This is a genomic window from Streptomyces seoulensis, assembly GCF_022846655.1.
Lineage (GTDB): Bacteria > Actinomycetota > Actinomycetes > Streptomycetales > Streptomycetaceae > Streptomyces.
The window spans coordinates 3,271,631-3,298,122 of the sequence record NZ_AP025667.1; the positions used below are offsets into that span (position 1 = coordinate 3,271,631).

Consider the following 26,492-nt stretch of genomic DNA (forward strand, 5'->3'; position numbering starts at 1 on the left):
GCGGCAGTGTCTACCTTTGCTCATCCGTCGTGGAGCTGACCCTGGTCACCATCTGGCCCGGACTGTTGCCACGGCTAGGTCAGACGTGTGGGCGGTATGCACGGCCTCCAGCCAGTAGCGCTCTGGTGGGCGAGTTACGGGATGGTGATCTGCTAGGGCGCACACCAGGAATCCGCTGTCCTGAAGTTCTAGCGGCCAGCCTTCGAGCACGGCGTGCTTGCCGTTCGCGGAGGCTGCCTCGATGTGCTCGCGTACGCCGGGGGCATAGGTGAGCCAGGTGGAGACTCGGGCGGCGCGGGCGACTGCGGCGAAGGTGAGCGGCTTTCCCTGTTTCTCGAGTGTGGCCAGGACGGTGAGGACACGGGCTCGTTTGTCGAGACTGTGGCGACGTCTGGCTTCGGCGAGGGGGGCGGGGTTGCCGCGGGGATTCATCGCGGGTCTTTCGGTCGGGCAGTGGTGAGGGGGATGAGGGTGTGGTTGTCGCCTGCTCGTGCTTTGCGCAGCACGGTGCTGGCCTCTTCGATCTGCGCGCGTTCGGAGGCGGGGAGAGATGCCAGGTGTGTGGTCATGCGGTCGATGACGCGCTGGTAGGCGGTGATTTGTGCGGTGAGGGCGGTGGTGACGAACTCGGCGGCGCCCATGGCGAGTGCGGTTTCGCGGTCTGCTCGTAGTTCGTTGATGTGGTGCTCGATGGCGGGCAGGTAGGAGGGGTCGGGGCGGTAGAAGCCGCAGCCAGCGCACTGGAAGCGGATGGGGCACGCCTGGCCGCCGGCTTTGACGTTCGACGGCTCGGTGCAGCCGCCGTAGGGAACGGCGACGGAGCGCATCTCGTAGGCCGTGCTCGAGCTGGGGCTGAGGTGGCCATGCTGGTCGAGGACGTGTGCGCTGAGTTTGGCCACTGCTTCGCTTTTCCGTTTGAGGGAGACGGTGTAGTAGCGCTGGGTCATGGCGATGGACTTGTGGTCCATCAGTTCGCGCAGCACGTCGACGGGGGTGCCGGCGTCTGCGTGGCGCTGGGCGTAGGAGTGGCGGAAGGCGTAGGGGTAGATCAGGGACCGGTCGAAGAGCAGTCATTGACCTTTGGAGTCGGTGCCCTCGGCGTGGAGCGGGGGCAGGGCGTCTGCCCAGAGCCTGAGGGCGTCGCTGAGGTAGGTGCTGGAGATGTGGGGGGCGTCGCTCAGGGGGGTGAGGGATGGAAAGAGGTATCGGTCTCCTTTGGCGGGAAGGTGCAGTTGGTCGCGGCGGGCTTGCCAGGTTCGGATGGCGTCGGCGGTGGAGGTTGTGATCGGCAGACGTCTGCGGTGGCGTTTCCGCTTGTGGTTGTCCCAGATCAGGGTGGGCTGGCCGTTGTGGGTTTCCAGGCAGTCACGGGCCAGGGAGACGATCTCGAGCGGGCGGCGCCCGGTGTCGCGCAGGACGATGTACATCGTGCGGTACAGGAGGTGCCGAGCGTCTGGGGCGATGTCGCGGCAGCCGTAAGTGTTTCCGGTGCCCAGGGTGTCGAGGTGGGCGTCCAGTTGCCGGATGACGGATTCGGGGATGGCCTTGCCGATGAAGTCCTCGTTGGGTTCTTCCACGGAGATGACGTGCTCGACGGGCACGCGGGTGAAGGTGCCGGCCAGGTCGTCGAGGGTGCCGCAGCGGCGACCGTAGGCGATGAGCTGGAAAAACATCCCCAGCAGGCTGCGCCGGAAGGAGGACGAGTAGGGGGTGCCGTCTCGTTTGCGTGCGGCACGGAAAGCGTCGACGGCCAAGGTGGCATCGGCGAAGGTCAGGGCGACGGGATCCTCGCCGGCGTCGGCGCGCTGGGCGAGAGCCGTGGAGGCGATGGTCGTCGCGTGGAAGGTGCGCTTGAAGTCTTCCGTGGTGGGGCGGGCGGTGGTCACCCAATGACGCAGCGCCTGGCGCAGCCAGGGCTGGCGGACGGTGCGGAGATCGACGCGGCCGGGCAGATGCCGGCGCTTGCCGGAGGCGCTGTGGCGCAGCCCGAGGACGCGCAGATCGATGACGTCCTGGTCGATGAGGGCGATCCCGGAGAACTCGCTGTATCCGGCGCGGGCGGCGGACTGCAGGTTCTCCAATGTGCGGACGGCAGACTGATGCGGCTTGGTGAGCCGGGCCGCGTTGGTGGCGTCCAGAAGCGTGTCGGCCGTGGTGAGGTGGCTGATCACGCCGCGGATCCAGTGAGGTTCCAGGGCACGTACCCACTGATCCATCTGCTGCACGGCGTACAGCGCTTCCCAGCGCAGCAGCTCGGGCAACGGGGCGAGGTGGAACTGGTGCGCCAGCAGATAAAGGGGCTGGTGCGGTGCCCACTGAGCGGCAGGCACGGGGCCGGTGCTGGAGCGGCATTCCGCTCTCCAGGTGCGCCAGTGGTAGTTGCACAGCCCACTGGAGTTCATCGCCCAGCCGGAGCAGTGGGTCACCATGCAGTCCGGGTTTTCGGTGAACGGTGTTGCCCGGCTGCGAAGCCACCGCTCGAGCGTGCCTCGGGACTTGTGGTACTTCCATGATCCGTGGTGGGCGGCGCACAGGCCCCCCGATACCTGAGGGCGTACGCACCGCACGCCGTCCCGGGTGAGCGTGCACGGCCCGACGACCGTCAACGGCAGGGATCTGGAACGGGCGGGGGTGAAAGTGGCGGCGAACTCCTCCCGCGGCAGGCCGCTCTTTCTGCGCTGGTCCGAGCAGTAGGTACAGAACGTCTCTTGAGCGCGCACGATCATGTCGCAGCGGCGGGTGCGGCACCGGGAAGACGAGGTGCGCGGGTTGTCGAGGTCTCCCGTGAACAGCCATCTGGCGCTGTCCCACTCCCCCGGCCGCCACGCGGGATCGATGTGGGCACGCAGCCATGTCTCCCACGACTTCTTCGTGGCCCTCGTCGGCGCCCCCAGTGCAGTCACGGGCGCGGTAGCGGTACTCACTGATCCTCCCGCCATGCCTGGGCCCGGTCGACAGCCGCCCGGGTCTCGGACTCATCGACGTGGCGGTAGCGGTCCATGGACAGCGGCGAGGCGTGCCCCAGCAGCTTTTGAACCACGTCCCGGTCCACTCCCCCGCGCAGCCAGTGGGTGGCTGCGGAGTGGCGCAGCATGTGCGGGCGAGCCGGATGCCCGGCGCGGCGGGCCAGACGGTCGAAGACGCTCTTGGCGTTCGGGTAGGTCATGGCCCGGCCCAGCGGCGGGCGGAATAGGTTCACGAACACCATGCCCGTTTCGGCCGACTGGGCCACCTGGTTCCGTTCGTGCTGGTAGTCGGTGTAGAAGGCGACGATGTCGGGGGTGAGGGGGAGGCAGCGGGAGTGTCTGGACTTGGCCAGGGCCCGGTTCGGGTTGTCGGTGCGGCGCCGCACATGAAGGTGCGGGCCCTGCACGGGACATCCCAGCGAGCGTGACGAGGCCAGGAAATGCAGATCCTCCTGGCGCAGGCCCAGGGCCTCCCCGATCCGCAGGCCGGTCGCGGCGAGCAGCGCGATGAGGAAACGGTCCCGCGCCCGGGGCGTATCCGCGATCATGCGGCGGATCTGCTGTGAGGACAGGTCCTCGTAGCCGGGCTCGCTGACCTGGAAACGAAAGGCCGACGCCTGGACCTGACGCCACTGGCCGCGCTCGCCGGCGTCGTAACCGGTCGGCAAGAACCGCAGGAACTTCGGCTCCGACAACAGGCCGGCCGTCTGGGAAGGGACCCAGCCATGGAGCGCGCCAAAGCGCAGAAAGTCCGTGACCGCCGTCATCACCGCGTTCGCCGTTCCCTGCGAACGGTAGCGGGGCGCAGCCGTGGTCGGACAGCGGCGGCTGCGGGCCGGCAGCGGCGTGGTGACCAGCCACTGCTGCAGCCCGGACAACGCCATGAAACTCGGACACGACCACTCGATACGGTGCCCTGCGCAGTAGTTCAGATAGAGGGCGAGACGGCCTGCGTAGACCCGTTCCGTGTTCGGCGAGCGGCCCTTGCTACGCAACCCCGCCAGAAACGCACACGCCTCGGCATGCAGGTCGTAGGTACGTGCGTCGGCCACCACCCACCGCTCCACACCCGTCACCGGGGAGATCGAACGCTCAGCTACATAGGCCTGATCCATCCGCCAAACAGACCAAACCCCGCCGAGGGTCGGTGGCCGTTCCAGACAGCTGCCACACGACCAGGTGGGAACCACACCGAACACACCACACAAACCCGTGCACCTATGGATAATCCGCGGCAGGCAGGGGACAGGTGGTTCGTACGACTCAGCGCTCGTTTTCCAAAGCTGCGTGCAACCCGTAGGCACCTGCTTGCGAGAGCCTGTCGATGATGTCCAGACAACGGATGCGTTGGGGTTGCGGGCTTTGGCGATAGAGGCGGAGGACCGCCGAGACCAGATGGTGGCCGTCCGCTGCTCGGTGGGTTCTCAGGTCGCCGAGATCCCTGCCCGCGTGCTGGACGATGCGCTCGCAGGCATTTATAGCCACGGCCGGAAGGGGGCCGGTGTGGTCGTAGAGAGCGAAGGCCAGATGTTCGAGGTGGTCGGGGAACGCGTCACTGTCGAGGAAAGCGCTGACGAGTTCGTCGGCTTGCGCAGGAAGCAGGTTGAATGCCTGCCGCATGCCCTGGGAGGCGTTCTTTCGCACGTCGGTGTCGTCGTCGGTGAACAGCGGGACAAGGTGTGGGTAGTGGTCGATGCTGTTGGCGAAGACTGCTGCCGCCCCACGGCGTGCGAGGGCGTTGAGTTCGTGCGTGCTGTTCGGGAGCTCCGGGGTAAGACACCCCTGGATGGTGGCAACAGCCCAGGACTGGCCAGCGAGTTCGGCCGCGTCACCCGGCTCCAGGAGGGCCCGGGCGAGGTGGGCAGCGAAGCGTGAGGGTTCACGGACCAGTGTGTTGATGAGCAGCCGTTGGGTGGTGGAGGCGTTGTAGACGTTGGCGTCCTGGTGGTTGAGGAGTTGTTCAGCGGTGTCCAGCGCAATCTGAGGGTCATGCTTCATCAGGGCCAGCACGGCCTGGGCGGCACAGACTCGGACAGCGAGCACGGGGTCGTTGGCGAGGCGGGTGACTAGGGGCGTCAAGGCGTGCAGGTGCTCACTGCCGTGGGAGAGCAGGGTGGCAACGGTGAGCGCTGCCTGGCCGCGGGTGGCGTTCATGCCGGCGGTCAGCAAATCCGTTCGGGTTCCCTCGGCATCGGCGTCGCGGATGTCCTGCTCGGGGTGGGGATCCGTGGTGTAGCTGTCGAGGGCTGACAGCGAAGCAGCAGTGAAGTTGTGCGGAGCCGACTGCAGGGCACGGCAAATCGTGGGCGCGGCGGCGGGGCCGAGTGTCCGATGAGCGTGGAGAGCCAACTGCTCCCAACGGTCGGCGTCCAAGTGAGGCGTGACCGCCTCCAAGATCGCGCACAGGTAGGCGGCCGGTGAGCCGGAGCCAAGGGAGAAGGCGAATTCGGTGAAGCGGTCAGGTTCCTGCTCCGCGCGGCTGCGCAGGGTCTGGGCGAGTTCGTAAACGCCCCCCTGAGGCGGCCAGAAGCGCTCGGGCCGGGGTTTGGCGTACTTGTCCAGGGCTCGGTGCCACTGGACGTCAGTCATACGCTGGGCCGCGTGGTCGCTAATCGGCGAACCCACAAATTCGGCCTGGATGGCTGTCGGTGGCGAAGGGAGCTGGCCAGAGAATTTGCGTTCCCACTCAGCGAGCCGACGGCTTACCACGTCGCTACGGCGATCGGGGCTGACTGCCGACAGCAGTTCGTACTGGGCCCAGCCCCACGCGCTGCGCTGTCCCTTCTGGCGTCGGCGCTCCCATGCCGTGTAGTGGCCAAGCAGTACCGCGGTCAGACGCTCCAGCGTCTCGTCACTGCAGTGGGGTGTAGCTGCTTCAATGAGTCCACGTGAGGCCCAGCGCGGGCTGTCCAGCCATCCCAGGCGCAGGTTGCGCTCATCGGTCAGGAGCCAGGAGATAGCCTCATCGGCCTGGCCTATGACGGTGTACGCGCGGCAGGCAAGGAAACGCAGTTCCTGGACTGGTGACGCCGCCAGGTGCTGTAGGGCGCCGGCAGCGGCAGCCGGGTAGCTGGCCGCCAGGGAGCGCAGCGCCGTGTCCAGGGCGGCCAGCAGCGCGGTGTCCACGCTGTGGCCGCCTACATGGCGGTAGCCCCAACGGCCGCCGGGAGCATAGGCATCGGTGCGGTCCGTGCTGCCAGCGGTGGCCACGTCGATGACAAAGGGCAATACCTGCTCCACATAGGCCTCTGGCTCGGCCTTCGCGATGCGGGAGAGGACCGTGCCGGCAACCTGCGAGTGCGTGGACAGGTGCTTGGACGCGAAGGGATCGCCGGAACCGTCGGCGCGCGCTCGGGCAAGGTGACGGCGCAGGTAGGCGCCGACGAGACGGGCGGCGGGAGCGGGGGCGGTTTCGGCGAGGCCGTAGAGGAGCGACCAGAAGTCACTGTTGACCGCGATCGGCCTGCGGACCTCATCGGCATGGCCGTTCTCAATCAGGTCGACGGCAAGGTCGACGAGGTCGGGTGTAAGTGCCCACTCGATCAGCGACAGGAGGCGCTGTGCCCACTGTGGCGTGGTGTCCACGTACGGTCGCACCAACTCCACGACACGTCGGGGTCGGTGCCGCGCTACGGCCAGCAGTTCGCGGAACGCCGCATCGGTGGTCTGCGGCGTGTTCAGCCAGCGTTCCCACCTCTGATCGTGGTCGGCGGCGTCGAACCACTGGGGTTGGGCGAGCAGGCCGCGGACTTTGCCCGCCACAGGAGCATGGCCCCAGGCGACCGGTTCGATGGCCTGCCATTCCGGCAAGGCGGCATCGAGTTGCCCGAGGACCGCGATGATCACGTCGTGCAGGTGCGAACGGATCCGGTCAGAGCCCAGAAGCTGGGCCACCGTGGCGCGGAAACGATCTCGATTCGTGCCAGCGAGGTGCTCAAGAATCTGCCGGGTCTGCGCCCGACGGAACAGATGCTGGCCAGATCCAGCAAGAAAGTCGTGGATATCCGCTTCGGTAGAGATGAAAGACCGGGCGAAAAGGAAATCGAAGTACGTCTCGTGGAAGAACCCGATCTGTTCCGCGTCACGCACCAGCACACCATGCGACTCGAGCACCCTGATGTGCTGGCGGGCAAACCCATCGAGGAGAGCCAAGGGCGCCTGGAGCGTTTCGCGTTCACTCATAGAGGCGCACAGCGTGCCAGTGATGCCCGACCAGTCCAGAGCGCCGACCTGGCGCTCGATCTCTTCGCGTAGTTCATCGGTGTAGCGCGCGTACAGCTCCTGCAACGTCCGGTACGAAGCGGTACGTGCGGAGGGCGAGAGGCGGCTGAAGACCGACAGATGCAACGGAGTCCGCAACAGCTCCAGTGTCACCGGTCCCAGGCCTTCGGGATTCGTCCCGCTGGCGGACAGAACAGCCCGCACCTGTTCCAGATCCAGAACGCTGAGGGGAAATCGAGCTGTCCGGGCGGAGTCGGCGACCAGACGGGACAGCCTCCGGTCGTTGTCGATATCGACGGTGCGGGCTACCAGGAGCACCTTGACGTTCGGGGCAACGACCAGCTGCGCGAGTACGTCCTCGACGGCCTCGTAAGCATCCGACATCCTGCCGTTGTAGGTACTGACCGCATCCAGTTGGTCAATCACCAACAGCGCCGGGTCTCCGTCCGCGACCCCGGCCAGCAGCACCGCCGGTGAGTCCGGCAGGGTCATCTTCGTTCCCAGCTCCTTGGCCGTCTGCACGCCCGCGTCGGCACCGTCCATCCGCACCGCGGCCGCCGGCCATCCCTGCTCGCTCAGCCGGACCAGGACATCAGTGACAACCGCCGACTTACCCAGGCCAGCCCCGCCCTCGCAGACCATAATCTGCGGCCCGCCCTCAGCCACCAGGCGTTCGTACAACTGCTCCACGTGCGGACGGGCGGCCATCCCGAACACAGGCCTGTCCCGCCGCACACGCCGCACGAAGCGCTCGACGGTACCGGCCAGCATTGTGAGCGTTCCGGTGTCACCGGCCAGCAGGCGTGGGCGTACTCCCGGCACGGTCAAAAGGTGGCTCCGGATCTGGGAGCCGGTGAGGCGCTGGTGCAGGTGCTCGTCGAGATAGCCGCTCAGCTGCTTGACGATCACTTCCGGATCGCCGACGAACAGCAGCTCATACTCGGAGACCACCAGGCGGCGCAGTGCCTCCGGTGAGTAGTGCTCCACGTGTACGGCCTGCAGATACCGCCAGCCAACCTCCCGGTTGACCGGCACAACGTTCACAGACCAGTTCCCGAGCACCTGTACGAACTGGGGAGCCTGAGCCTTGGTGATGATGCCCTCGAACTCGGCGAGTGTGTCGGCGGCCCTGGCACGCTGGGCAAGATCGTGCAGTTCAGGGGCCCCTGTGGATAGCACGAGGCGCACCTTCTTGCCCTCCGCAAGATGCCCCGTGACCGCCTTAAGGATCTTCCCCGCAGCGTCCAGGGTCCACGGCCCCTTCGAGGGAACGTCCTTCACCTGCTCGCACCACGTGCCGTCGTCCGCCTCAAGCTCGAACTCGATCCCGGCACCCGCCGGTCCCGGGGGCTCCAGGCGAATCCGCGACGCCCGCCCCCTCAGCAGCTCCGCCACCCTCAATGCGGTCCACCAGTCCTCGTACCGGTTACCCGCCTTGTCCGCAGCCCCGCCCGCCAGCCCCACCCAGCCTCACCCCTCGAAAGCCGCAAAGGCTCCTTTCTTTCAGGAACCCGCGTCCCGCGACCCTACCTCCACCCACCGACAATCAGACATTCAGAATATTCCTGACAAAATGTCCACCTCTCTGCTGTCCTCGGACCGCAGACACGGAAGCCACAGCCGTGGTCTCTTCGAGGACCCACTGCTCAGCTGGGGCCTTGCAGGGCATCGACGCGTCTGCTCTTCAATTGGGGGCAGCCAGGGCGGACGCCGCTCCTGACACCCGATTCGCGCAACTGGCCCAGTCCTCGTCGGAAGTCGAAGCAGAATCACCGACGTGGCCGAGAACTTTGAACCCAGGCTGAACAACGACGCCCCACTCCTCACAGGCGTCAGCGACCTAGCTGACGCGTACACGCGACTCAGCGCCGCAGGCGATCCACAACGCCGAGGGAAGGACTTCGAGCACCTACTGCAGCGAGCCTTCCAGCTCGCTCACTTCGAGGTAGAGCTCAACCCGCGGATCGCACACCCACGTCAGACGGACTTGTCCGCCCGCTACGGAGACCATCGGTACCTCCTGGAAGCCAAGTGGCAAGCCGCGAAGGCGGACATGGACGTACTCGGCGGTCTACGCGACCGCTTGCGCCGGACCAGTGCCGCCGTAGTAGGTGTGCTCGTCAGCATCTCGGGCTTCACCCGAACCCTCGTAGAGGAAGTCAGCCGAGAGCGTCAGACACCGATCCTTCTGATCGACCAAGAGGATCTGCTGAGCGCTCTTCGGGAGCCGACAACACTGCCCGGCCTGCTCAGAGCCAAGCAAGAGGCACTGATCACTCATGGCCAGGTGCATCTCGGCGAGTCTGCACGGGCACACGCCACAACCCGTAGGCCAGACCGCGCACTGCCAGCCAGAGACCTGCATCTCCGCGACGCCGACGGGGAGCAACACCCTTACCTAACTGTTCCGGGCGGCTTCGCCCCCGCAGTGTTCGCTACCGCCGTCACAAACGTGGACTGGTCCTTCGGTCGCGGCCGCGGCGTATGTATGGACATCCCCATCCAAGCCCGTACTGCAGACGACTTGCTACGTCTGATCCACGGCCTTGATGAACTCGGACTGGCCAGCGCACGTCCCACCTGGGCTCTCCAGCAGAACGACATCTCATGGTTTGGAATCGGCGCCGGCGAACTCATACAGGCTTTGGACGACGCCCAGCAGCGTATGGCGGAGCCGGCCGCCCCACACCACAGCGAGCAACTCGTCTACTGCGACACCGCCCTGGGCGGCCTCTACACACTGACGGCAATCATCGCTGCGGCAGAGCCGTCACCCGCCAGGCAGCAAGCGGACGAGTGCACCCCCTCGAGCAGCCAACGCAACAGAACGCCTGCTCCCCTACTGGTCTCGCAATGCCAACACTTGGACATCACGGCAATCAAGATCAGCTGGCTTGATCAACAACCAGTAGACCCGCTAGCCACCATCGTGGAACACGACTCAGTCACGGTCAGGACTTCGTCGTCGGCCTCGTCGTGCACGATCGCTACTCCGCGAACGGCAAGCACGCCGTGCTCGAAGGCTGGCCGCTAGAACTTCAGGACAGCGGATTCCTGGTGTGCGCCCTAGCAGATCACCATCCCGTAACTCGCCCACCAGAGCGCTACTGGCTGGAGGCCGTGCATACCGCCCACACGTCTGACCTAGCCGTGGCAACAGTCCGGGCCAGATGGTGACCAGGGTCAGCTCCACGACGGATGAGCAAAGGTAGACACTGCCGCAAGCAGGCCCCGCTGGCTGGTGAAGGCCAGCAGCCAGTGGGGCCCACTCGCTCAAACGCAGTTGCCTAGGCGGTCTTCCTCCGCCCTGGACTCCGATCCCACCTGGTGGCAAAGGACCGGATGGACTCAGCAGTGAAGACCGGTCCAGCAGCAGTGCGGCCAATCGGCCGCGGGAAGTCAGGATGGCTGCCATCCAACTGAGCCACCCGTTGACGAGAGACACCCAGTTCCTGAGCCGCTTCCCTGTATCCCATGAGCTGCTGTTCCTTGGGGTAGTCCCGCTCCGCGGCTGCCTGCTCAGCGGTAACCACACGCAGGTCGATCAGCCGAGGCTTGTGGCCCAGAGCAGCCTCAAGTCCCTCCACCACTGTATGAAGAGCCTTGTCCGCAGCCTCTACCAAGCCGGACGCCCTCAGGCGCCACAGAATGTAGAGACGCCGGCTGTCAGCCTCATACCTGATGACACCAGCGAAGTGCCGATGCATCTCTTCGAACTGCTCATCCCGGAGCGCGCGAACAGCATCCGCAGTCGCAGACGCCCGCCATTCCTGTTCCATGCTTCTCTCCTCTCCTTCCCTCTGTTTCGTTCTGTGGTGTGCGCGGATGGACAGGTACAGGGGGCCAGGCCTTCTGGCCCCCTTCCATACCTGGCTAGCCCTCGTACGGGAGGACCAGGCCCATATCCCGCAGCGTCGAGACCAGATCGAGCCACTCACCCGTACTGCCCGGCTCGTGATCGATCGTGGTCACGTTGCCGTCCCGGGAGAAGAACCAAGATCCCTCCGGGCTCTGCCAGCTCTTGAATCCCTGACGGTCCAGTGCCGCGAGAAGCACGTCCATCCGATTTGCCATGCCAATACCACCTCCAAACCTTGCATCTGTCAAGAGATAACCTCGAGCAACCTACTAGCAACCCTTGCTTCTGGCAAGGCAACACCCCAAGGGCTTCGCTACAAAGCGGGCAGCTCGTTCTCGCACAAACATCGAGACGCCTGCTGTGGAGCCTCACGCGTCACCGGGCAGCGGAATACGAGCAGGTCAGAACCACAACAAACACTCCACGGCATCACCACCTGCAGATAATGGACAGTATCTGCCCGGCATCGCACCCGGCGTGCTGTTCGACGGCGATGACATCGGGCGATGGCTGGAGCGGCAGTCCCGGCCGGGTATTTGGGCGCAGTTGTCCGCTGAGCAGCAGGAGCGGCTGTCCCTTCTGGGCGTGAAGCCTGTCGAACGGCCCGCTCCAGCCGTAGTGGCCCCGCGTTCAGTGAAAGGGCCGGGCAAGGCTCAGCAGGCGTTCCGGCGCGGCGTGGCTGCCCTCGCCCAGTACGTCGCCCGCGAAGGTCACCATCGTGTCCCCAGGATGCATGCAGAGGAGATCGCGGTGGAGGGTGAGGCTGTCCCGGTGGTCGTGAGGCTGGGGGTGTGGGTCTCCAACACCAAGGCCCGGCGGGACAAACTCACTCAGGAGCAGCTCAACGCGCTACGGGAACTCGGACTGGACTGGGCGTAATCGCGTGGGTCTCCATGTGCCCATTGCCTGATGGGGTGCTTCGTCGGCAAATGGGGGGTGAGGGCTTGTCGTCTGCCGGGTCGTGTGCGTGCAACTACAGGTGGAGAAGGTCTGCGACACGGAACTCCGCCAACCGGCGGGAAGCACCCGCTCGGCGCGTACCCATCGGCGTTGACGCCGGACAGCGGACCATCCCCGGCACACGCGGGGGCGGCCGGGGACGGCGGCCCGTGGTGGCCCCGGGTGCGTGGTGCGGGAACCTGTCCGGCCGGGCTCGATGCTCTTGCACGCCGCGGGAGGCGGGAGGTGGGAAGTGAGCGAGTCAGGAGAGCCAGTCGGTGTAGCGGGTTGCGGCGAGGTGAGCGTTCTCGTCGGTGAGGGCGTTGCCCTTGACGACGGAGAGCATGCCGGCGGTGGGGTCGTTCACGACGGTGCGGTTGTCGCCTTTGTGGGACAGGGTGATCCGGCCTAGCTCGTCCAGGGCGAAGATCTCTGGGCCGGCGATGTTGCGGATGCCGTTCAGCGGTGCACCGGCGGCGACCTCAGCCACCGCTGCGGCCACGTCCTTGGCGGCGATCGGCTGGATCGGGGTGGCGGGCAGGCGGACGGTGTCGGCGTCGGTGGTCCAGGACAGGACGGCGTCGATGAACTCCATGAACTGCGTTGCCCGGACGATCGAGTAGGGGACAGGTCCGGCTGCGAGGAGGTTCTCCTGGAGCGTCTTGGCGCGGTAGTAGTCCAGCTCCGGTACCTGGTCGGTACCGACGATGGAGAGGACGACGAAGTGGCCGACTCCGCTTCTGTCCGCCGCGGTCAGGAGGTTGTCCATCGAGGTCTGGAAGAACGTCAGGGAGGCTTCGTCGAAGGTCGGGGAGTTGGTCAGGTTGACGACGACGTCGGCTCCTGCCATCGCTTCGTCCAGTCCCTCGCCGGTGATGACATCGATCCCGGTGGATTTGGAGTGGGGTACCGCCTCGTGCCCGGCCGCGTTCAGGTCCGCGACGACCTGTGAGCCGATCAGTCCGGTACCGCCGATGACTGCGATCTTCATGAGGTTCCCTTCTCAGGAATCATGCGGGTGTATACGGCATATAGGACGTGGGTGAGGGCGGCAACATGCGCCTCGCCCAGTCGGGGCGCGGTGCGGTGCGGTGCGGCGCGGCGTTGTCAGGTGTCGCCCATGAAGGTGACCGTTTCGCCGAGCGGGGCGCGGCCGGTGCGGGCGTCACGGGCTGTGGGGTCCTCGAACCCGATCGACATGCCGCAGAAGAGCATGAGCTCGTCCGGGGGTGACAGGACCTCGGCGACGGTCCGGTGAAATTTCGCCCACGCCATCTGGGTGCAGCTGTGCAGCCCCTCGGAGCGCAGCAGGAGCATCACGGTCTGCAGGTACATGCCGACGTCGGACCATTGCGGTCGGCCGAGGTCGCGGTCGATGTAGCAGAACAGGGCGGCGGGTGCGCCGAAGCAGTCCCAGTTCGCCGAAGCGGCCCGCTGGCGTGCCTCGATGTCCTGGCGGGCGATGCCGAGCGCGCCGTACCGCTGCTCGCCGAAGGCGGACCGGCGCTCGCGGTAGGGGGACTTCAGCGCTTGTGGGTACTGCTCGTACTCCGGGTCGTCCCAGGGGTCGCCTGCGGCGAGGCGTTCGCCGGCGCGCTTCTTGATCTCGGCGAGGGGTGCGCCGGTCACGGCGTAGGTGTGCCAGGGCTGGAGGTTGGATGCGGAGGGCGTCCAGGCCGCGGCGGAGAGTACGCGCTCCAGCGTGTCCGCCGGGACTTCTCGATCGGTGTAGGCGCGCACCGCCCGCCGGCTCGTGACTGCCTCGTAGACGTCCATGGTCGTCCCGCTCCTCGTTCCGCTCGACACCCTGCTTCCGTAGCAAGCAATACGGTATCACTCGATACCATCTCGTGTTTAACTATCGTCGGGCACGCATCCCCACCCCGGGCTTCCCGCCCGGTCACCGCACTTTGGAGAAGGTCATGGCCACGCTGCTGCACATCGACTCGTCCGTGTTTCCCGGCGAGACGTCCTCGTCCCGTTCCGTCACGGCCGCGTTCCGCGAGACCTGGGAGGAGCAGCACCCTCAGGGCACGGTGATCTACCGCGACCTGGCGGCCGACCCGGTCCCGCACATCACCGCCGCCGCCTGGTCGGCCGGATACGCCGCTCCCGGCGAGCGCACCCCGGAGCAGTCCGCCGCGTTCGCGGCGCGCGAGAAGCTCATCGAGGAACTGGAACGGGCGGACGCCATCCTGATCGGCGCCCCCATGTACAACTTCTCGATCCCGTCGACCCTCAAGGCATGGCTGGACAGCGTCCTGCTGCTCGGCCGCACCGCCGGGGAAGTACCCTCCGCGCAGGGCACGCCGGCGGTCGTGGTCGCCAGCCGCGGCGGCTCCTACGCGCCCGGCACCCCGCGTGAGAGCTTCGAGTTCGTGCAGAACTACCTGGAGGCCACGCTCAGGGACACCCTTGGCCTGGATCTCGAGTTCATCGTCCCGGAGCTCACCATGGCCCCCCGCAACGCGGCCATGTCCGCACTCGTCCCCCTCTACGAGGCCTCTCGCGAGCGGGCCTTCGACGACGCGACCATCAAAGCCAAGGAACTCGTGGAACGTCTCGGGGCGTGACGCCCTGGCCGTACAGGCCGTAGGGGCCCGTGTGTCACCCCGGGGCGCAGCCCCGCAGGGTGTCCACGGCGGCAGCCCCGGAAACCGGGTCCCTCACAGGCGTCACCGGAAGGCGGGTGCTCCGGACGGCCGGGCCGCCCGCGCGGGTGTGCGGGCGTACTCCTACGCCTGCCCGTCCGAGGGATGGGCGATCCGGGTCAGCAGGTCCGACAGCTTCTCGGACTCACCGGGGCTCAGGCCGGCGACCAGCCGCTCGGCCAGCGGCTCCGCCGCCACGTGGGCCGCGTCGAAGAGTTCGACACCCTGAGGCGTGATCTCCACGGCGCGCACCCGCCGGTCCCCCGGCACACCCTTGCGGACGGCCAGCCCCCGACGCTCCAGATCATCGACGATCCTCATGATGGCCGCCTTGTCGGACCCGGTGGCGGCCGCAAGGTCCCGCTGGACCGTGGGTCCACGGTCGACGAGCACGATCAGCACGGCGAAATGACGCAACTCGATGCCGAGCGGCCGCAGCGACTCCTCCATCACGGCGGCCGCACGCCAGTGCGCCCGGCGCAGCAGCAGGCCGAGGGCGAAAGGCGAGGTGTCCCCGGGGCGGTCAGTGACGCGCGAGGGAGTGGCGGGAGTGGCGGGAGTGACGTCGGCGGACATGGGGCCAACCCTACGCCGTCCGCTCAATCGATACGGTATCGCCTGAAACCAAGCGGGGATCGGCCACGGCGGCCGCGGGAGCGTCGTCCGCGTGATCCTGGCGTCCGGGCCCGAGGGCGCCGACGGTCGCGGAGTGCATGCCGTCGGCGACCGCCGGAGCCGGCGTGATCTCGGCGCCGGTGAGTCCGGCCATCTCCAGGCCCGTGCGATGCCCGTGCAAGCGAGCGGCGGCAACCGCCGCCCCGTGGAGCCTGCTGTTCACATCGAGCGCGGCGGTCGACCCGGTGCGGCTCCGGTCCCGACGCGGCTCCGGTCCCGCCACGGCGCACTGGTCCAAGACCATTTCCCCCACCCGGTTCGTGCGGCCGCCTCATCGCCCGACGGTCCGGTGCCGGCCGGGGCGCGGCGGTCCGGCCCGTCCAGAGCGGCTGCACGGCTGCTCCGTTACGGCGACATCGGGCGGCGACCGGCCGACGCGGTGCGGTCCCGTGCGCCGGTCCTCCTGCCACGATCGCGGCGTCTTCCCCGCCCCGCCGCACACCACAGTCCCCGTGCCCCGCCGCTCTTTGCACGCCGTCGCGCCCCTTGCCCCGGCGCTCCTCGTCCTGGCCGCCGCTGCCCCGGCCCATCCCTCCGCACCCCAAGCGGCAGGGCCAACCGCGTACGACGTCACCGTGCGGGCCTGCGACTGGAGCGGCTCCGGCACCGACGACAACGTATGGGGACGGCTGCGCGACACCGCCAACCGAACGTCCTGTTCGAAGTGGCCCTGCACGCCGTGGAACGCCGCAACCAGGGCCTGAGCCTGAACAGTTGGGAGCGGGACCCGCTGGACGCACTGGGCTCGATCCTCACCGACGCGGAACTCGCCGCCGCCGGCCCGGAGTACCGGGCGGCCGTGTCCGGCCTGGGCGAGGTGGCGGTACTGCCCAAAGCCGTCACCGACAAGCCGGCGTCCCAAGGGGTTCACCGTCCAGGACGTGAAGGCGCACCTGCCCGCGATCCGCGCGCAGAACGCCGGGCGGGCGAACGGCGCGGTCGTGGATCTGGGTGCGGTGAGCGCTGGGGCGCCGATGGACGGCCCCGGGTTCGAGGTCACCGCCACCGCCCCCCAAGCCGAGAAAGCCGCACCTCGCAGCTGACAGGACTCTCGGCAAGTCCCGTCGTCGCACGTCAGGAGCACTCTCCGCGTAAGGGGCGGGACTTGGCGGCGGTGCTCAGAGCGTCCCGGGTGTCACGAGACCCGACTCGTACGCCACTATCACCAGCTGCGCCCGGTCACGTGCCCCCAACTTGCCCATGATCCGGCTGACATGGGTCTTCGCGGTGAGCGGGCTGAGCCCCAGCGCTTCGGCGATCTCGGTGTTGTTGAACCCGCGCGCGACCAGGGTGAGCACCTGCCGCTCCCGCTCGGACAGCCCGTCCGGCCCGCCCACGGCTGACATCGCCGTGTCGGGTGCGCGCAGGAAACGGGCGATGAGCCGTGAGGTGGGTCCCGGCGAGAGCAGGGAGTCGCCGGTGGCCACGGTCCGGATGGCGTCGAGGAGTTCGGCCGGCCGGATGTCCTTCACCAGGAAGCCGGACGCCCCGGCCCGCAGCGCGTCGACGATGTGCTCGTCGGTGTCGTACGTCGTCAGGACGAGCACCTTCACGCCCGCCAGGTCCTCGTCGGCGGCGATGAGCCGGGTCGCCTCGATGCCGTCCAGGTCGGGCATGCGGATGTCCATCACGACAAGGTCGGCCCTCGCGGAACGGGCGAGGTCCACGGCCTGCCGCCCGGTGCCCGCTTCGGCGACGACCTCCATGTCCCCGGCGGACGCGACGAGCATCGCGAACGAGGCCCGTACGAGGGTCTGGTCGTCGGCGAGCAGTACGCGGATCGGCATCGGGGCCGTCACGAGGGTTCCTCCCGGGGCAGCGGCAGTACGGCGGTCACTTCGAAGCCCGCGGTGGGGCCCGGACCGGCGTCCAGTGTGCCGCCCACGCTACGGGCCCGCTCACGCATCCCGACGAGCCCGAACCCCGGCCCGCTACCGGCGGCTCCCTGTCCGTGCCCCACCCCGACGCTCACCGCGCCGCTCACCCCGTGGCCCGGCCCCCGGCCCGTCCCCTGGCTCGTCCCGTGGCCCGTCCCCTGGCTCGTCCCCTGGCTCGTCCCGTCGTCGGTGACGGTCACCCGCAGGATCCCCTCCGCCGCTCGCAGTCCCACCCGGACGGTCAGGTCCTCGCGGCCCCCGTGACGTACGGCGTTGGTGAGCGCCTCCTGCACGATCCGGTAGGCGGCGGCGCCCACCGAGGGTGGCACGCCGTCCGCATGCACGGACAGTTCGACCTCGGCCCCCGCCTCCCTGGCCGCCTCCACGAGCGCGCCGAGCCCGTCGAGTCCGGGCAGCGGCCCGCGCCCGTCCGCAAAACCGAGCCCGGAACCGGAACTCGATCCGGAACCGGAACTCGATCCAGAGCCGGGACTCGATCCAGAGCCGGGACTCGGTCCGGAGCCGGGTCCGGCCACCCGCTGCCGTTCCCGTTGCCCTGCGGCACCCGCGCTCGTCTCGTTCGCCCGCAGCACCTCCAGCGTCGTACGCAACTCGCCCCGGGCCGTCCGGCAGGTCTCCGCGATGTCGTCGAGCACCTGGGCGACCGCCTGGTGGTCGAGCCGGCCCGGATCCGCGGTCAGGACATGGGCCGCCACGGACGTCCGCACACCGATCAGGGTGATGCTGTGCGCGAGCAGGTCGTGCAGGTCACGGGCGATCCGCAGCCGCTCCTCCACGACCCGGCGCCGCGCCTCCTCCTCGCGGGTCCGCTCGGCCCGCTCGGCCCGCTCGACGATGGAGGCGACGTACCGGCGGTAGAAGCGGGCATCGACGCCGAAGAACAGGACCGCGATGATCCAGCCGGAGATCCGCAGGAGCTCGAGTGCCCCGTCCGGGTTGGTGAAACTGTTGATGATCAGCGTCGGGCCGAGGACGACGACAGCGGTGAGCAGCGAGCGGCGTACCGTGCCGGTCGCCGCGACCGTGTAGAGCGCCAGGAGGGTCGCGGGGATCGGTACGGCATGGTCGTAGTCCAGGGCGTGGTACGGGGTGACGCAGGCCGCCACCGCGAGCAGCACCAGCAGCGGACGGCTGCGCCGCCACACGAGCGACACATGGGCGCCGGCCAGCAGGGCCCAGCCGGGCGCCCCGGGCGGGAGTCCGTCGTCGACGAGCAACGCCAGGACGACGGCCAGCACGGTGACACCGACGGCGAGGAACGCGTCGTTGCGGGTGCGGTGCGGCGCGGTGAGCGGGTCCCGGTTCACGGCCGCCATGACGCGCTCGACCCGGCGGGGCCGCGCCTCCCCCCGTACAGCGGTGGTTCTCAGATCCCCTGCGGCTGAGGCCGCTCCCCGGTCTTGCACGACTCCATCTTCCGTCACAGGGGCGCCCCTCCGGCAGAAACCGGGAGAGGCGCCCGGCCGGCTGTAGCCAAGCCCGGCAGGTCAGGGTGCGCCGACCTGTTCCGACTGCCACGGCGGCTCGGTCGGTTCGGACGGCCCGGCGCCGGGCGCCGGTTCGCGCGAGAGGCGGCCCGGCCACCACATCGTCCGGCGCAGGGCGACGCTGGCACTGGTCACCAGATACGTCCGTACGAGGAAGGTGTCGAGGAGGACACCGACGGCGATCACGAAGCCGAGTTCGACGAGTTGCACCAGCCCCATGTTCATCAGCACGGCGAAGGTCGCGGCGAGGACCAGGCCCGCCGAGGCGATGACGGCGCCGGTGCTCCGCAGGGCGGTGAGCGCGGCGGCGGCCGGTTCCGCGCCGGCCAGGGATTCCTCCCGCATCCGGTGCATGAGGAAGATGCCGTAGTCGACACCGAGGGCGACGAGGAACACGAAGGACAGCAGCCCGAGTCCCGGATCGGTTCCCTCGATACCGAGGACCGGCCCGAAGACCAGCCCGCCGATCCCGAGGGCCGCGCCCCAGACAGCGACCACGGCGGCCACCAGGATGAGCGACGCCACGAGACTGCGCAGCAGGACGAACAGGATGAGCAGCACCGAGACGAGGACCAGGGGGACGACGATCTTCGTGTCCCGGCCGTTGGTGTCCTCCAGGTCGATCTGCTGGGCGCTGTCCCCGCCGACGTAGGAGCCCTTCAGCCTGCCGCGCAGAGACGTGATGGTCGCGGTCTCTCCCGCCGACTGGGGTGCGTCCTTCGCGATGACGGAGATCTCGGCCCAGCCGCCTCCGGTACGGCCCATCTCGGCGCTCTCGACCCCCCGGGTGTCCCGGATCGCCGCCAGGGTCGAGTCGGCGCGGCCGGCCGGGGTGATCACGTCGATGGGCTGGGTGCCGCGCTCGGGGTAGGCCCGGGCGAGGGTCTCCATGGCGGTGACGGCCTCCGGCTTGGAGACGAAGGAGTCCTCCTGCTTGAGCGGCCCCGGCAGGTTGAGCGCGCCGAGGGCGAGTGCGCCGAGCAGGACCACTCCGGTCGCGAGCACGGTCAGCGGCCTGCGTCCGGAAAAATCACCCATCGCACCGAAGAGACTCCGCCGCCGTCCGGGTTCGCTGCCGTACACCGGTACGAGCGGCCAGAAGACCCGCCGCCCGACGAGTACGAGGACGGCGGGAAGCAGCGTCAGCATCGCGATCAGCGCGCACAGCACACCGACCGTGCCGAGCGGGCCCATGCCGCGACTGCTGTTGAGATCGGCGGCCAGCAGGCACAGCAGACCGGCGGCGACCGTACCGGAAGAAGCGAGCACGGCGGGCCCGCAGCCGCGCAGAGCGGCGGCCATGGCCTCGTACGGGCGCTCCACACGCCGCAGTTCCTCCCGGTAACGGGAGACGAGGAGCAGTGCGTAGTCGGTACCCGCACCGAACACGAGGATCGTCATCACCCCGGAACTCTGGCCCGTGACAGTGGTACCGAAAGCCTGGTTGAGCCCGTACGCGACACCCATCGACATGTAGTCGGCGATACCGGCGACGACGAGCGGCACCAGCCACAGCACCGGACTGCGGTAGATCAGGATCAGCAGGACGGCGACGACAGCGACGGTGGTGTAGAGCAGCGGCCCGCCCAGTGAGTCGTAGACCTTCCCGGCATCGGTACCGAGCGCCGCGGTACCGCCCACCTCGACACTCAGCCCGCCCTGGCCGCGGGCGATGCCCCGGACATCCTCCACGAGCGCGTCCCGCAGCTTCTCGTCACTCCCGGGCTCGTTACTGACCAAGGGATACATGAGAGTCGTACCGTCATCGGACGCAATCCCCTCAGGCACCCCGCCGACCAGCTCATGCGCTTCGCCGATCTCCCCGACCTGCCCGGCCGCCACCCGCCGGTCCCCGGAACTCAGCCCGCCGCCCCGGTGATACACGATCACCATCTCGGTACTCTCACCCCCGGGCAACGCGTCCTGTATCCGGGCCACCTGAGTCGAATCGGCACTGGAAGGCAGATAATCGATGGCCCGGTCATGCTGCACACCGGCGAGCTTCGCCGCGAACGGACCGACCAGCACAAGCACAGCCACCCACAGCCCGAGCAACACCCAAGGCACAGCCCGCCTCCGCCCCACACCCCTCGTCGTTGTCTTCCCGACCGTCATGAACTGAACTCCCTCGCTACGCCGACAACCGTTCCAGCTGTCAGCCTTCCGGCACGGGAAGCGGTATACGTCGCACGAGAGGGGGAGCCCACAGGTACTGCCAGAGGTGACCCGGAGCACGGATTACTCCCCCAGGAGTAAGAGCGGGCCGCAGGTACGTGTACGCCCACGAGTACGTGCGCGCCCACGGGGGGGTGTGAGCGCCCGCGGGGGTGTTCGCCCACGGGGGGGGTGTCCGCCCACAGGTACGTGAGCGCCCACGGGGTGGTGTCCGCCCACAGGTACGTGAGCGCCCACGGATGGGCGGGCGCTGGCCGCGCCATTACCCGCGCCGGTCCGGCGCGTGCTCGCCACCGTGGTGTACCCGCGCCGCCACAACAGCCCCGCAAGAAACAGGGCCCGGCCTCGGAACATCCATCAGCACCACCCATACCTACATCACCGCCGCCACCGGCCCGCTCACCGGACCACACCCCCGGGCCTGCCGAAAACCCCACACAACCACGATCGGCAGGCGGTGACCGGACCACTCATCAACGTCTCCGACAACACCCCTCGACACCGAGACACCGTCATACCGGGCCCGGAAGCCAGCGCCCCTCGTACAGGACCGCGAAGAACATGACGGGGACGGGGCTGGGGGGGCACTGTGGCTGTCAGCCCGTCAAAGATCGAGGACCGTCTCTGTGGTCGGTGCACTGCAGCAGACGAGGACAGTGCCGGCTTCGGGCAGTTCGAGGGGTGGGGTGGTGTAGGTGATGTCACCCGCCACGAGCCGGGTGACGCAGGTGTGGCAGACGCCGGTGCGGCAGGACCAGCGGGTGGGGATGTCGCAGGCCTCGGCAAGATCGAGGAGGGAAGCGTGTGCGGATGACCATGGGGTGGTGACGCCGCTGCGCGCGAAGGTGATAAGGGGGCCGGTGCCCCTCGGGCCGGCCGGCTGGTGCGGTCGGACGGCGGCTGTGGGCGTGATGCCAGGGTTGATGGCCGGGAGGGCGCTGAATTGTTCCCTGTGGATCTTCTCGGGGCTCAGGCCGCGATCGCGCAGCACGTCGGCGACATCCTCCATGAAGGCGGGTGGTCCGCAGAGGTAGGCGTCCGCGTCGGCGGGGATACCCAGGGCCGCCAGCGATGAGGCAGTCGGGCGGCCCCGGACGACGTAAGGCATTTCGGGGGGGCGGGACCTTTGAGGTGTAGTAGATGTGCTCGTGAGCTGTGGGGAGTTGCTCCAGGAGCGCGTGGGCCTCGTCCGCGAAGACGTGGTGGGCGCGGTCGTGTGCGGTGTGGATCCACCAGACAGGACGCGGATCTCCCTTGGCGGCCAGGTGGTACAGCATCGCGAGCACCGGAGTAGCACCGATCCCCGCGGAGACGAGAGCGATCGGGCGGGTCCCTTCCTCGAGCACGAACGTCCCGCGAGGACTGGCCACGCCCAACAAGTCCCCAGGACGAAGCCTGCGGTGGATGTAACCGCTGACTTTCCCGTGCGGCTCGTGCTTGACACTGATGCGGTAGGCGCCGTCCGCAGGAGTCGACGACAGCGAGTAGCTGCGCACCGCGGGGGCAGCCTCGTCGACAGGCAGGCGGAGGGAAAGGTACTGACCCGGGACGGCCACGGGAAGAGGGGTGCCGTCGGTGGTCCGGAGGTAGACCGAGGAGACCTCGGGGGTTTCGCGGACGATACGGGCGACGCGCATCGTTTTGAACCCGGGCCAGCCCGGCGCCTGTCCGGGCTGCTGGCTGGCGCGCTGGCCGGACCCTCCCGGTTCCAGTTCGGGTTCGGGCTGTCGGGCGGTGGCGAGTTCGCGGAAGGACTGCTGCCATCCGGGGCTGAGGGCGGGGATGCCCAGCGCTTTGCGCAGCTTCGCAGGATCGCGGTCGGGCAGGTAGAGCAGTGCGTCGGTGTCGGCGACGCTGACTTCTTCCGGGCCTCTGCGGGTGAGGGTGATCTCGTCGCCGGCCTGGACACGCCCTTCCGTCAGGACGCGCAGGTAGAAGCCGGGGCGGTGGTGGGCGACCAGCAGGGACGCCATGGCGGGCTCGCCCAGGCGCATGCCCACGCGGTAGCAGGTGACGCGGGGCTGGGTGACCTCGAATTCGGCTTCGCCGATACGGTAGCGATCACCGATGCACACGTCGTCGTCGGACAGTCCGTCGACGGTGAAGTTCTCCCCGAACATCCCGAAGGCCAGATCGTCGCGACCGAGCTGCGTCCGCCAGTACTGGTAGGACTGCTGCTGGTAGACGAGGACGGCACGGACCTCGCCGCCGTGCCCGGCCAGATCACCTTGACCGTCCCCCTCGACATTGAGCCGCCGGACCATGCGGGGGCCGCGGACGGGGGTCTTCCAGGCTCCCGTGTGGACGGTCCTTCCCTGCCAGGAAACATCCTCGGGCATGCCTACATTGACGGACAGCAGCGTCGCCATTGCGGACCTCCTGCGAGACGGCCGGCCGGAGCAGCCCCCTCTGGTGCTGTGATCTGTACCTCGAGACCGATCCTAGGTCTGGGCCGGTACACCCGCGATTCCGTGATCATGAGTCTCCCAGCGCCCTTCACCGAGATCCTTCGAGACGATGGAACCAGCGAGCACGACCACGGTCCATCCGCTACTCCGGCCGCATGATCCGTCCCGGGCATACGCCCACCCCGTTCGACGGCTGCTCGGCAGCACGAGTCGCTGAGAAAAACACAGGCGTGGAGGCGGTGGCCGCTCTCGGTGAGGCCCCGGAGACGGCGGGGTCCAGTGGTAGGTGGAGCGGGCGGCGGACTCGGTCACACGGGCGGCAGTCGTGGTCACACGGGCGGCGATCGTGGTCACACGGGCGGAGACATGTTCATCGCCTCCGGGACGGCGTGGCGCCACAGCCGGCACAAGGGCCGCAAGGAGACACCAAGCCTTGTTCATCGCCTCAAGGGCGGCGTGCCGTCACGGCCGGTCCAGGGGCCGGATGGAGATGCCGAGTGCGACGGCGACGTCGCGGAGGAACTCCCAGCAGGGGCAGGACCTGCCTCTGGTACCGGAGGCGGCACTCCTGGTGCCGGAAGCGGCTCTCCTGACGCGCAGGACGTAACGAAAGAACCCATACCCCCTCAACTCACCCTCCACAAAGATAGATTGACCCCACCGACAAAGCGGGAGCCGCACGCGCGGGCATAGAGGGCGGGATGTTCATGGGGGGGGTGACGGGGGTATCTCGGACCGTGAGTTCGAGGTCCTCAAGACGGACTACGAGATGGCGCGGGAGGACGAGCGCACCTTCGCCACCATCCAGGCGGCGGTCGCCGGGATCGTCGTCGCGCTCCTGGCTGCCCTGGCCACCGTCCTCACCCAGACCTGCAAGCTCAACCACCAGGCGAAGAACTGCACCGAGGCCCCCGTCCTGTTCCTGGCCAGCGCGCCCGCCATCCCCTTCGCCGCCCTGGCGCTGCTGCAACTTCTCGGACTGGTCGCCACGTTACGCAGCTACTACCTGCGGGCAGTGGAAGCGGAGCTGCGTCGGGTGGCCGCCGTCCCCCTCGGCGAACTGGCCGGTACCGGCCTCAGCTCCCCCTCATACGCCGCACTGACCGCCGAAGCATCCACCATGCGCCGCAGCCGCTCCCGGTACCGGATCCTCAGCGTCCTGATCCTGCTCATCACCCTGTCGGTCTTCTCCGGTCTGACGGCCTTCGTCGCGGTGAGTCTCGGCGGCCGCACCGGGCTCATCATGGCGATCGGCTACGGCTGGGCCTTCCTCCTCCTCGTCGCCGACGTCGTCTCCGCCACCGTCGGGGGCCGCTCAACCTTCCTGCGCCTGGCCGGACAGCTCGCCGCGCGGCAGAACACCGGCCTGCTCGGCGGGAGCCCGCCGCGCGGCCCCCGCCGGCGCGGCCTGCTCTCCTACCTCCTCCTGCCCCGGCCCGAGGACTGGGTCAAATGGCTACTGGTGCCCCTGGCCTTCACCGTCGTCGTCCTCGCCCGCGACCTGACGCCGCAGTGGGGACGGCTGCTCCTGACGATGCTCCTTGTCGAGTACCTGGTCTATGCCGCCCGCTACCAGGTCAACGACATCCGCGGCTATGCCGAGGACGCCTTTCACCCCGAGGCCGCAGCGCGCATGCGCCTGCCCCACCCCGCCGACGCGGCGGCGCGGCGTCTGGTCGTGGTGAGCAGCGCGCTGGTCGCCGCGCTGCGCCTTGTCACGGCCCTCGGCATCGCCGTCGCCACCGGGCTGACCCGCGGCTTCGCAGGGGCAACCGCCGTCATCGCCGTGGCCGGAGTGCTTTACGAGTACCTGCGCACCACCGAGGCCCGCCCGGGCAGCGCACGGCGTGCCGCCGCCGTGGGCCTGTGGCTCCTGGTGGGCACGGGGTACGCCTTGCGCTACGCGGTGGGCGCGCACGCCGCCGGGCTGCCGGTCGGCGACCCGCTGGTGTGGACGGGTGCCCTCTACGCCTATGGCCTAGGCATGATGTTCGTCCTGCTCACCTGGGTCCTGGAAGCGAGCGCGTACTGCCTCGCCCCGCGCCCACGCCGCTGGTACGCCTCGCCCGCGCTGCGGGCCAAGCCTCACCTGCTCCTCCTCCTACGGCACGTGCTGGGCGTCACCCTGATGCCCGGGCCGCCACCCTCCGGGCCTCCGGCCCGCCCAGGCTGCGGGGAGATCCCCGTACTGCGCGGCCGGTGCGCGCCGGCCGCACCGTGGAACCTGGCGTACTGGGCCACCGTCGCGGCCGGCGCCCCGCTCGCCCTGCGCCTGGCCGGCCTCGCCCCGGACGATGCCGCCGGAGTGTGGATTCTTGCCGTCTCGGCACCGGCCGCCGCGCTGCTGCCGCTGGCGGGCGGCCCGGCGGTGCGGACACTGCTCCTGGCGGCGGGCACCGTGCTGCCCGCCGTGGGCGTGGCGCTGCTCGCCGGCCCCGGGGCCGCTCTGTTCACGGCGCTGCCCTTCACGGTGTGCGGCTGCCTCTACACCTCTTTCCGGCAGCAGTCCTACCGCGACCTGAAGCACTTCCTCCCCGACCTGACAGCCGCCGCCCGCCAGAGCGCCGCTCGCGTGCTCCGCGCCCTGATCGGCCGCGCCACCTGGGACGACCTGACGCGCTGAGCACGCCCACAGCGGGCGGGCTGCGGACGGCGCACGGGCGCGGACGGCGGGCGGGCGGCGCCGACCGCCAGGGTGCGCGGCCGACCCGAACTCCCGCGGCCACAGCGCGAGTTCCGCCACAGGGAAAAGTCCAGCACGCTCCGGGCAGGGCAGGCCCAGGGTGCGCGGCAGACTCGCTCCTCCCCCAGGGTTCGTCGCGCGCGGCCACCTAGGCACAGGCCGAGCCCGGGCGCAGGAGGTACTCGGCCCCCGGACCCGATGATCTCCTCCTCCACGGACATCGCAGAGAGGTTCAGGAGGGGAGAAGAGGGTTGCGACAACGCCGAGCGCGGCCGTATCTGCTTGGGTGACCTGCGGTTATTTCGTCCGGTCGGGACCGGGGACCACAGTGGGTTCCGCAGTGGTGGGTGGTGACCGCGGGAGCATCGGGCCGTCGTGGTCGGGTTCGACCATGGCGGACAAGGGGACGCAGTCATCACTTGGTTAACGAAATCGCTTACCGGTGGAGCCCTGCAGTACAGCGACCTCGTAACAGACGCGCGCGAGGGGTGCGACGGGCCCGTGGCAGCCCTCCCGCGCGTCCGGCGGCC

At 68.7% G+C, this 26,492-nt stretch carries 18 protein-coding genes and 1 pseudogene; 5 read left to right on the top strand and 14 right to left on the bottom strand.

Annotation, left to right across the window (positions count from 1 at the left end; translation table 11 throughout):
• Positions 1-428 precede the first annotated feature (428 nt).
• From HEK131_RS15145 to HEK131_RS15160, 4 genes are all read right to left on the bottom strand, one after another.
• Positions 429-1,070, bottom strand: coding sequence for a site-specific integrase (locus HEK131_RS15145; RefSeq protein ID WP_347881874.1), 642 nt, complete (start codon positions 1,068-1,070; stop codon positions 429-431).
• A complete protein-coding gene (locus tag HEK131_RS15150; RefSeq protein WP_244335699.1) occupies positions 1,071-2,924 on the bottom strand; it encodes a site-specific integrase in 1,854 nt (617 codons plus the stop codon).
• Positions 2,921-4,081, bottom strand: coding sequence for a tyrosine-type recombinase/integrase (locus HEK131_RS15155; protein WP_244335700.1), 1,161 nt, complete (start codon positions 4,079-4,081; stop codon positions 2,921-2,923). Before HEK131_RS15155 ends, HEK131_RS15150 begins: the two co-directional genes overlap by 4 nt.
• Before the next feature lie 148 nt (positions 4,082-4,229).
• Positions 4,230-8,582 (bottom strand): hypothetical protein, encoded by a 4,353-nt coding sequence (locus tag HEK131_RS15160; RefSeq protein ID WP_244335701.1) that lies wholly within the window; start codon positions 8,580-8,582, stop codon positions 4,230-4,232.
• 382 nt (positions 8,583-8,964) lie between these two features.
• Here HEK131_RS15160 and HEK131_RS15165 point away from each other — a divergent pair, with 382 nt between their 5' ends.
• Complete coding sequence (locus tag HEK131_RS15165; RefSeq protein ID WP_244335702.1) at positions 8,965-10,221, top strand: restriction endonuclease; 1,257 nt, start codon at positions 8,965-8,967, stop codon at positions 10,219-10,221.
• Positions 10,222-10,474: 253 nt separating this feature from the next.
• Here the strand turns inward: HEK131_RS15165 and HEK131_RS15170 are convergent, their stop codons facing one another.
• Together HEK131_RS15170 and HEK131_RS15175 are read right to left on the bottom strand one after the other, a co-directional pair.
• The gene (locus HEK131_RS15170; RefSeq protein ID WP_244335698.1) at positions 10,475-10,966 is read right to left on the bottom strand and encodes a hypothetical protein; all 492 of its coding nucleotides are present in this window, start codon (positions 10,964-10,966) and stop codon (positions 10,475-10,477) included.
• Positions 10,967-11,060: 94 nt separating this feature from the next.
• A complete protein-coding gene (locus tag HEK131_RS15175; protein ID WP_244335697.1) occupies positions 11,061-11,261 on the bottom strand; it encodes a hypothetical protein in 201 nt (66 codons plus the stop codon).
• A gap of 262 nt (positions 11,262-11,523) precedes the next feature.
• On the opposite strand from HEK131_RS15175, the gene HEK131_RS15180 reads away from it, so the two are divergent.
• On the top strand, positions 11,524-11,925 hold the full coding sequence (locus HEK131_RS15180) for a helicase associated domain-containing protein (protein WP_432215630.1): 402 nt from the start codon (positions 11,524-11,526) through the stop codon (positions 11,923-11,925).
• Between the two features lie 322 nt (positions 11,926-12,247).
• On the opposite strand, the gene HEK131_RS15185 is transcribed toward HEK131_RS15180, so the two are convergent.
• On the bottom strand, positions 12,248-12,976 hold the full coding sequence (locus HEK131_RS15185) for an SDR family oxidoreductase (RefSeq protein ID WP_244335703.1): 729 nt from the start codon (positions 12,974-12,976) through the stop codon (positions 12,248-12,250).
• A gap of 116 nt (positions 12,977-13,092) precedes the next feature.
• On the bottom strand, positions 13,093-13,761 hold the full coding sequence (locus HEK131_RS15190) for a nitroreductase (RefSeq protein ID WP_244335704.1): 669 nt from the start codon (positions 13,759-13,761) through the stop codon (positions 13,093-13,095).
• Positions 13,762-13,907: 146 nt separating this feature from the next.
• Here HEK131_RS15190 and HEK131_RS15195 point away from each other — a divergent pair, with 146 nt between their 5' ends.
• On the top strand, positions 13,908-14,558 hold the full coding sequence (locus HEK131_RS15195; protein WP_244335705.1) for an FMN-dependent NADH-azoreductase: 651 nt from the start codon (positions 13,908-13,910) through the stop codon (positions 14,556-14,558).
• Between the two features lie 162 nt (positions 14,559-14,720).
• Here HEK131_RS15195 and HEK131_RS15200 read toward each other — a convergent pair whose 3' ends face one another.
• Positions 14,721-15,212, bottom strand: a complete 492-nt coding sequence (locus HEK131_RS15200) for a MarR family winged helix-turn-helix transcriptional regulator (RefSeq protein WP_244335706.1) — start codon at positions 15,210-15,212, stop codon at positions 14,721-14,723.
• Positions 15,213-16,192: 980 nt separating this feature from the next.
• Here HEK131_RS15200 and HEK131_RS15210 point away from each other — a divergent pair.
• Positions 16,193-16,354, top strand: coding sequence for a hypothetical protein (locus HEK131_RS15210; RefSeq protein WP_244335707.1), 162 nt, complete (start codon positions 16,193-16,195; stop codon positions 16,352-16,354).
• A gap of 75 nt (positions 16,355-16,429) precedes the next feature.
• Here HEK131_RS15210 and HEK131_RS15215 read toward each other — a convergent pair whose 3' ends face one another.
• The 5 genes and pseudogenes from HEK131_RS15215 to HEK131_RS15235 form a co-directional block, all read right to left on the bottom strand.
• Positions 16,430-17,098: a response regulator gene (locus tag HEK131_RS15215; RefSeq protein ID WP_217464654.1), complete on the bottom strand. Its 669-nt coding sequence runs from the start codon at positions 17,096-17,098 to the stop codon at positions 16,430-16,432.
• An 8-nt stretch (positions 17,099-17,106) separates the two neighbouring features.
• On the bottom strand, positions 17,107-18,525 hold the full coding sequence (locus tag HEK131_RS15220; RefSeq protein WP_244335708.1) for a sensor histidine kinase: 1,419 nt from the start codon (positions 18,523-18,525) through the stop codon (positions 17,107-17,109).
• A gap of 171 nt (positions 18,526-18,696) precedes the next feature.
• Positions 18,697-20,811, bottom strand: coding sequence for an MMPL family transporter (locus HEK131_RS15225; RefSeq protein WP_244335709.1), 2,115 nt, complete (start codon positions 20,809-20,811; stop codon positions 18,697-18,699).
• A gap of 664 nt (positions 20,812-21,475) precedes the next feature.
• Entirely contained in the window at positions 21,476-21,979 is a 504-nt protein-coding gene (locus HEK131_RS15230; RefSeq protein ID WP_347881875.1) for a 2Fe-2S iron-sulfur cluster-binding protein, read from the bottom strand.
• Between the two features lie 76 nt (positions 21,980-22,055).
• A pseudogene (locus HEK131_RS15235) lies at positions 22,056-23,240 on the bottom strand (MOSC domain-containing protein); the annotation flags it as partial.
• An 808-nt stretch (positions 23,241-24,048) separates the two neighbouring features.
• Here HEK131_RS15235 and HEK131_RS15240 point away from each other — a divergent pair.
• Positions 24,049-25,902 carry a hypothetical protein gene (locus HEK131_RS15240; protein WP_244335711.1) on the top strand — a complete coding sequence of 618 codons (1,854 nt, stop codon included), beginning with the start codon at positions 24,049-24,051 and terminating at the stop codon, positions 25,900-25,902.
• Positions 25,903-26,492: the final 590 nt, after the last annotated feature.

Coding starts and splice junctions, on each gene's coding strand:
- HEK131_RS15200 (WP_244335706.1), bottom strand. CDS start 15,212: ATGTCCGCCGACGTCACTCCCGCCACTCCCGCCACTCCCTCGCGCGTC.
- HEK131_RS15240 (WP_244335711.1), top strand. CDS start 24,049: ATGGCGCGGGAGGACGAGCGCACCTTCGCCACCATCCAGGCGGCGGTC.
- HEK131_RS15225 (WP_244335709.1), bottom strand. CDS start 20,811: ATGACGGTCGGGAAGACAACGACGAGGGGTGTGGGGCGGAGGCGGGCT.
- HEK131_RS15175 (WP_244335697.1), bottom strand. CDS start 11,261: ATGGCAAATCGGATGGACGTGCTTCTCGCGGCACTGGACCGTCAGGGA.
- HEK131_RS15155 (WP_244335700.1), bottom strand. CDS start 4,081: ATGGATCAGGCCTATGTAGCTGAGCGTTCGATCTCCCCGGTGACGGGT.
- HEK131_RS15215 (WP_217464654.1), bottom strand. CDS start 17,098: ATGCCGATCCGCGTACTGCTCGCCGACGACCAGACCCTCGTACGGGCC.
- HEK131_RS15230 (WP_347881875.1), bottom strand. CDS start 21,979: ATGCCTTACGTCGTCCGGGGCCGCCCGACTGCCTCATCGCTGGCGGCC.
- HEK131_RS15190 (WP_244335704.1), bottom strand. CDS start 13,761: ATGGACGTCTACGAGGCAGTCACGAGCCGGCGGGCGGTGCGCGCCTAC.
- HEK131_RS15185 (WP_244335703.1), bottom strand. CDS start 12,976: ATGAAGATCGCAGTCATCGGCGGTACCGGACTGATCGGCTCACAGGTC.
- HEK131_RS15220 (WP_244335708.1), bottom strand. CDS start 18,525: ATGGCGGCCGTGAACCGGGACCCGCTCACCGCGCCGCACCGCACCCGC.
- HEK131_RS15170 (WP_244335698.1), bottom strand. CDS start 10,966: ATGGAACAGGAATGGCGGGCGTCTGCGACTGCGGATGCTGTTCGCGCG.
- HEK131_RS15195 (WP_244335705.1), top strand. CDS start 13,908: ATGGCCACGCTGCTGCACATCGACTCGTCCGTGTTTCCCGGCGAGACG.